This window comes from Streptomyces sp. NPDC054932, from assembly GCF_053610205.1.
Genome location: NZ_JBSGXU010000315.1, coordinates 1 through 5,649 on the forward strand (window position 1 = coordinate 1; position 5,649 = coordinate 5,649).

The 5,649-nt window shown below is 71.3% G+C and carries 6 protein-coding genes; 1 reads left to right on the plus strand and 5 read right to left on the minus strand.

Annotated features, from left to right (window positions below; all coding sequences use genetic code 11):
• From ACWGE1_RS39715 to ACWGE1_RS39735, 5 genes are all read right to left on the minus strand, one after another.
• Positions 1 to 1,256 (minus strand): DUF6986 family protein (locus ACWGE1_RS39715; protein ID WP_453425337.1); only part of this gene is annotated, 1,256 nt, incomplete at its 3' end.
• A 182-nt stretch (positions 1,257 to 1,438) separates the two neighbouring features.
• Positions 1,439 to 2,401 (minus strand): electron transfer flavoprotein subunit alpha/FixB family protein, encoded by a 963-nt coding sequence (locus ACWGE1_RS39720; protein ID WP_453425338.1) that lies wholly within the window; start codon positions 2,399 to 2,401, stop codon positions 1,439 to 1,441.
• Between the two features lie 58 nt (positions 2,402 to 2,459).
• Complete coding sequence (locus ACWGE1_RS39725) at positions 2,460 to 3,245, minus strand: electron transfer flavoprotein subunit beta/FixA family protein (RefSeq protein WP_030012969.1); 786 nt, start codon at positions 3,243 to 3,245, stop codon at positions 2,460 to 2,462.
• Positions 3,246 to 3,445: 200 nt separating this feature from the next.
• Positions 3,446 to 3,952: a flavin reductase family protein gene (locus tag ACWGE1_RS39730; RefSeq protein ID WP_453425339.1), complete on the minus strand. Its 507-nt coding sequence runs from the start codon at positions 3,950 to 3,952 to the stop codon at positions 3,446 to 3,448.
• Positions 3,953 to 4,310: 358 nt separating this feature from the next.
• On the minus strand, positions 4,311 to 4,640 hold the full coding sequence (locus tag ACWGE1_RS39735; protein ID WP_453425340.1) for a TlpA family protein disulfide reductase: 330 nt from the start codon (positions 4,638 to 4,640) through the stop codon (positions 4,311 to 4,313).
• A gap of 234 nt (positions 4,641 to 4,874) precedes the next feature.
• Between ACWGE1_RS39735 and ACWGE1_RS39740 the strand changes: the two genes are divergently transcribed.
• Positions 4,875 to 5,597: a lysophospholipid acyltransferase family protein gene (locus ACWGE1_RS39740; protein WP_453425341.1), complete on the plus strand. Its 723-nt coding sequence runs from the start codon at positions 4,875 to 4,877 to the stop codon at positions 5,595 to 5,597.
• Positions 5,598 to 5,649 lie beyond the last annotated feature (52 nt).

Genomic DNA, 5,649 nt, shown 5'->3' on the forward strand with positions numbered 1-5,649 from the left:
AAGGCGTCCAGTTCCGCGCGGGTCAGGCCGGTCAGGGCGGTGACCTCCTCGGTGCCCACCGCGCCGCAGTCGAGGCCGCGGACCAGGTAGCCGGCCAGCGCCTTGGCGGTGGCCGGCTCGTCCATCACGTCGCCCTCGATCTTGGCCACGTACGCCTTCAGGCGCGCGGCGGCGGCCTCCAGGCCCTCGCGGTAGAAGGTGAAGACGGCCGCGTAGCGGGTCGGCAGGTGCGCCGGGTGCATGTCCCAGCCCTGGTAGTAGGCCCGGGCCAGGGCGCGGCGGGTCAGGCCGTAGTGCAGCTTCCATGCCTCGTGGACGTGCTCGGTGGTGCCGATCGGCAGGACGTTGGTCGAGCCGTCGGAGACGCGTACGCCGGTGCCGGCGGCCGCCACCTGCATGATCGCCTTCGCGTGGTCGGCGGCGGGGTGGTCGCTCGACTGGTACGCGGCGGAGACGCCGACGCAGGCGCTGTAGTCGAAGGTGCCGTAGTGCAGGCCGGTGGCGCGACCCTTGGATGCCTCGATCATCCGGGCGACCGTGGCGGTGCCGTCGGAGGCCACGATGGACTGGCTGGTCTCGATCTGGATCTCGAAGCCGATCCGGCCCGGGCGCAGGCCGCGGGTGGTCTCGAAGGCCTCCAGCAGCTTGACGAAGGCGCTGACCTGCTCGGCGTAGGTGACCTTGGGCAGGGTCAGGACGAGGCCCTCGGGCAGGCCGCCGTGCTCCAGCAGGCCGGAGAGGAAGATGTCCGTGGTGCGGATGCCGCGGTCGCGGACGTTGGACTCCATGCACTTCATGCGGATGCCCATGTACGGCGCGTTGGTGCCGTTGGAGAAGGCTTCCGAGACGAGGCGGGCGGCGCGGGCCGCGGCCTGGTCCTCCTCCTCGTCGGAGCGGACGCCGAAGCCGTCCTCGAAGTCGACGCGGAGGTCCTCGATGGGCTCGCTCCGCAGCTTGGCGCGGACGCGGTCGTAGACCGGTACGGCGAGCTCGTCGGAGATGCCGAGCACCTTGGCGAAGGTGGCGGCGTCCGGGGCGTGCTCGTCGAGGGCGGCGAGGGCCTGGTCGCCCCAGGAGCGGATGGTGTCCGCGGCGAAGACGTCACCGGGCACGTAGACCGTGTGGATGGGCTGCCGGGTGCCGGGGTCGCCCGGGTAGTGGCGCGCGAGTTCCGCGTCCACCGGGGCGAGGGAGGCGCTGATGCCCTCGCTGACCGCGCCTGCGAGGCTCGTCGCCACCTTCTCCTGCTGACCCATCGTGCACTCTCCTCTTTTCCGCTTCACGGAAGCTTAGATCCGCATAGCAGAATTTAGTCACGGGGTTCCGCTCCGTCAATGGTCCCCCGGCCGTCCTGGACAAACGACTCGGGGCCGCGCGGTGAGAATCACCACACGGCCCCGAAGAAGCGATGCTACGAAGAGAAGCGCAGGTCAGGCGGTCAGCCCTTGCGCGCCTTGATCTCCGCGGTCAGCTGCGGGACGACCGCGAAGAGGTCGCCGACCACGCCGTAGTCGACGAGGTCGAAGATCGGAGCCTCGGCGTCCTTGTTGATGGCGACGATGGTCTTCGACGTCTGCATGCCGGCCCGGTGCTGGATCGCGCCGGAGATGCCCGAGGCGATGTACAGCTGCGGGGAGACCGACTTGCCGGTCTGGCCGACCTGGTTGGTGTGCGGGTACCAGCCGGCGTCGACGGCGGCGCGCGAGGCACCGACGGCCGCGCCGAGGGAGTCCGCGAGCTCCTCGATGATGCCGAAGTTCTCGGCACCGTTGACGCCACGGCCGCCGGAGACCACGATCGCGGCCTCGGTCAGCTCGGGGCGGCCGGTCGACTCGCGCGGGGTGCGACCGGTGACCTTGGTACCGGTGGCCAGGGCGCCGAAGGTGACGGCGAGCGCCTCGACGGCGCCGGCGGCCGGAGCGGCCTCGACCGGGGCCGAGTTCGGCTTCACGGTGATGACCGGGGTGCCCTTGGAGACGCGGGACTTGGTGGTGAACGACGCGGCGAAGGCGGACTGCGTCGCGACCGGGCCCTCGTCACCCGCCTCCAGGTCGATGGCGTCGGTGATGATGCCCGAGCCGATGCGGACGGCCAGGCGCGCGGCGATCTCCTTGCCCTCGGCGGAGGACGGGACGAGCACGGCGGCCGGGGAAACGGCCTCGTACGCGGCCTGGAGCGCGTCCACCTTCGGTACGACGAGGTACTCGGTGAACTCGGGGGCGTCGGCGGTGAGGACCTTGACCGCGCCGTGCTCGGCGAGCACCGCGGCGGTGGCGTCGGCACCGGCGCCCAGGGCGACGGCGACGGGCTCGCCGATGCGGCGGGCCAGCGTCAGCAGCTCGAGGGTGGGCTTGCGGACGGCACCGTCCACGTGGTCGACGTAGACGAGAACTTCAGCCATGGGACTGCTCTCCTGCGATTGCGAAGTGTCTGGGGGCTAAGAGGGGTGGCCGAGGTTCTTAGATGAACTTCTGGCCGGCCAGGAACTCGGCCAGCTGCTTGCCGCCCTCGCCCTCGTCCTTGACGATCGTGCCGGCGGTGCGGGCCGGGCGCTGCGCCGCGGAGTCGACCGCGGTCCAGGAGCCCTCGAGGCCGACCTCGTCGGACTCCAGGTCCAGGTCGGACAGGTCCCAGGACTCCACCGGCTTCTTCTTGGCGGCCATGATGCCCTTGAAGGACGGGTAGCGGGCCTCGCCCGACTGGTCCGTCACCGAGACGAGCGCGGGGAGGGAGGCCTCCAGCTGCTCGCTCGCCGTGTCGCCGTCGCGGCGGCCGGTCACGGTGCCGTCCTCGACCTTGACCTCGGAGAGCAGGGTGACCTGCGGGACGCCCAGGCGCTCGGCCAGGATCGCCGGCAGCACGCCCATGGTGCCGTCGGTCGACGCCATGCCCGTGATGACCAGGTCGTAGCCGGCCTTCTCGATCGCCTTGGCGAGCACCAGCGAGGTGCCCATGACGTCGCTGCCGTGCAGGTCGTCGTCCTCGACGTGGATGGCCTTGTCGGCACCCATCGACAGCGCCTTGCGCAGCGCGTCCTTGGCGTCCTCGGGGCCCACCGTCAGAACGGTGATCTCGGCATCGTCGGCCTCGTCGGCGATCTGCAGCGCCTGCTCGACGGCGTACTCGTCGAGCTCCGACAGCAGGCCGTCGACGTCGTCACGGTTGACGGTCAAGTCCTCGGTGAACTGCCGGTCGCCCGTGGCGTCGGGCACGTACTTCACACAGACAACGATCCTCAGGCTCACGCCGGCTCTCCTACCGCATCGTCTTTTCTGGTACCGCCTTATGCAGGCAGCATAGGCGCCTTGTCGGGCGGATCCCGGTCGGGGCGGCCCGCGCTCCGAAGGGAATGTTACTCGTCAGTACACCGTGGGTCCCGCCAAGCCGCAAGGCTGCCGAGCTGTGATCTGCCCAACGCCGTCCGACCCGGCCGAGCAGGGACGATTCAGTCGCGCAACGCGTTGAAGCGCCCCTGGTGGTACAGCAGGGGGCGGCCTTCCCCGGCCGGATCCCCGGCGACCGCCTCAGCGATGATCACACGATGTTCGCCGGCGGGCACACGTGCCACCACCCGGCAGACCAGCCACGCGAGCACGCCGTCCAGCACCGGCACCCCCTGCGGCCCGGCGGCCCAGCCGGTCGAAGGACCGAAACGGTCCGCTCCGCTCCTGGCGAACAGGCCCGCCAGCTCCCGTTGGTGCTCGCCGAGTATGTGGACGCCGAGGTACTCGCTGTCGCGCACCGCGGGCCAGCTCGAGGCCCCGGTGGCGATGGTGAAGGACAGCAGCGGAGGGTCGGCGGAGACTGAATTGAGCGAGGTGGCCGTGAAACCCACCGGCCGCCCGCCGTCCTGGGCGGTGATCACCGCGACCCCGGCGGCATGCCGGCGGAAGACCGACCGCAGCAGGTCGGGCGAGCCGGGGCGGGCCGCGCCGGAGCCCGCGGTCGACATGCCCGGGCCCGCACCTGTGCCTGTGCCGGTACGGGGGGAACGGGGGGACGGAGCCGTGGGGACCGTCGGGACTGTCGGAGCAGTCATCAGGGTTCTGCCTTCTGCCGCGGGACACGCGGGCGCTGTCGGGGATCGGGGACCGGGGCGTTCAGTGGGCCCGACAGCGCGCGCTCGCGTGGCGGACGAGGTCCACATGGACCCGTCCGTAGAGCAGGAGTTCATACCGCATGCCGCCAGCGTGGCGATCTCCCGTGGACACAGTCAAGCGGGATCGGGCAGATGTCAGGCGCGTCACGCTGTGTGCGGGCGCGCGCACCGGCGCTCCGGCCGCCGCGCCGCCCGTCGGCCGGGCCGCGCGTCATACGGCGGCCCCGAGGGCGGCGATCACGTCCACCTTGCGCGGCATCCCGGCCGCCCGTCGCACGATCCGCCCTGCCCGGTCCAGGACCAGCACGGTCGGGGTCTTCTCGATCCCCAGGGCCCGCACCAGTTCGAGTCGCTCCTCGGCGTCGATCTCGATGTGCGCCACCCCGTCGACCATCAGCGCGACCTCGGCGAGGATCCGCCGCGTGGCCCGGCAGGGCTGGCAGAACGCGCTGGAGAACTGCACCAGGCTGGCCCGCTCCCCCAACTCCGCGCCCAGTTCGGCGGCGCCCAGCCGGGTCCGCGCCTCTTCCTGCCCGAGCACCCGCGCTCCCGTCGCCGTATTCGTGTGCGTACGTCATCCTCGTACGCTCATCCGTGGATCGGAGCACTCCGCGGGCCCGCGACATTCCCGGCGTGATGAGAATCTCCCCGGGTAGGGGCTTCTGGACTGGCCAGCGGGCCGCGTATGGGGCACGATCCCCATGGTCGCGTACCTACGCTTCCGTAACTTCCGGCCGGGAGCACCTCCCCAGGCAGAAAGCGGGGTCTCCCCATCATGGCTGAGCTCGTCTACCCTCCCGTGATCGGCGCCGCGCACGGTCTCTTCCGCGCGCTCGACATCCGTATCGACATGAAGGGCACCGAGAACATCCCCCGCAAGGGCGGTGCGGTCCTGGTGTCGAACCACATCGGATACCTCGACTTCATCTTCGCCGGCCTGACAGCGCGGCCGCAGAAGCGGCTGGTCCGCTTCATGGCCAAGGAGTCGGTGTTCCGGCACAAGGTGTCCGGTCCGCTGATGCGCGCGATGAAGCACATCCCCGTGGACCGCAAGCAGGGTGAGGCCGCCTACCAGCACGCCCTGGACTCGCTGCGGTCCGGCGAGATCATCGGCGTCTTCCCCGAGGCCACGATCTCCCAGTCCTTCACGCTGAAGAGCTTCAAGTCGGGCGCCGCGCGCATGGCGCAGGAGGCCGGGGTCCCGCTGATCCCGGTGGCACTGTGGGGCACCCAGCGGCTGTGGACCAAGGGCCGCCCGAAGAACCTCAAGCGCAGCCACATCCCGGTGACGATGCGCGTGGGCGAGCCCGTGGAGGCCCCGGCCGACCAGTACGCGGGCGCCATCACGCGCCGGCTGCGCGAGCGCGTGCAGGAGCTGCTGGACGCCGCGCAGCGCGCCTACCCGGACAAGCCGAAGGGCGCCGACGACTCGTGGTGGCTCCCGGCCCACCTGGGCGGCACCGCGCCGACGGCGGCCGAGGTCCGCGAGGCGGGCTGAGCCCTCCGCTCATGACGTGGGGGGGCCCGGCCCGGGGGGGGGGCGGGGGGGC

Coding starts and splice junctions, on each gene's coding strand:
- ACWGE1_RS39720 (WP_453425338.1), bottom strand. CDS start 2,401: ATGGCTGAAGTTCTCGTCTACGTCGACCACGTGGACGGTGCCGTCCGC.
- ACWGE1_RS39730 (WP_453425339.1), bottom strand. CDS start 3,952: ATGTCGACCGCGGGCTCCGGCGCGGCCCGCCCCGGCTCGCCCGACCTG.
- ACWGE1_RS39740 (WP_453425341.1), top strand. CDS start 4,875: ATGGCTGAGCTCGTCTACCCTCCCGTGATCGGCGCCGCGCACGGTCTC.